Raw genomic sequence first — 626 nt, 5'->3', positions numbered from 1 at the left:
TGTGAATACATGACTGGCGGCATTGTGGCTATTCTTGGCGCCACAGGAGTGAACTTCGGCGCTGGTATGACGGGCGGTTTTGCTTACGTGTTGGATGAAAATCAAGACTTCCAAGGTCGTGTAAACAACGAATCGGTGGAAGCCATTTCACTGTCGGATCTATACATCCACCAAGAGCACTTGCGCGGCCTAATTGCGGAGCATCTCGAAGAGACTGGCTCTAGCCATGCAGAACATATTTTGGCGAACTTTGACGAATGGATTCCGAAGTTCTACTTGGTGAAACCTCAAGCGGCTGACTTAAACACGCTACTTGGTCACCAAAGCCGCAGCGCTGCTGAACTGCGCGTTCAAGCCCAATAAATCATGGAGGATGTTTGAATCATGAGTCAGAACGTTTACCAATTTATCGATGTTCAACGCGTAGATCCGGCGAAAAAACCAATTAAGATTCGTAAGATTGAGTTTGTTGAAATCTACGAGCCGTTCACGAAACAACAAGCAACGGCGCAAGCCGATCGCTGTTTGGATTGCGGTAACCCATATTGTGAATGGAAGTGCCCCGTCCATAACTACATTCCTCAGTGGCTAAAACTGGCGAATGAAGGTCGAATTTTAGAAGCCGT

1 protein-coding gene and 1 pseudogene are annotated in these 626 nt (G+C 47.4%); both read left to right on the top strand.

The window, feature by feature from the left end; genetic code table 11:
• Positions 1–363: hypothetical protein (locus R8O10_RS25980; protein ID WP_318192064.1), on the top strand; the 363-nt coding region annotated here is incomplete at its 5' end.
• A gap of 21 nt (positions 364–384) precedes the next feature.
• A pseudogene (locus R8O10_RS25975) lies at positions 385–626 on the top strand (glutamate synthase small subunit); the annotation flags it as partial.

This window comes from Vibrio sp. 1727 (assembly GCF_033344415.1).
Classification (GTDB): Bacteria; Pseudomonadota; Gammaproteobacteria; order Enterobacterales; family Vibrionaceae; genus Vibrio; species Vibrio alginolyticus.
This window is presented reverse-complemented; position numbering and strand designations above follow the sequence as displayed.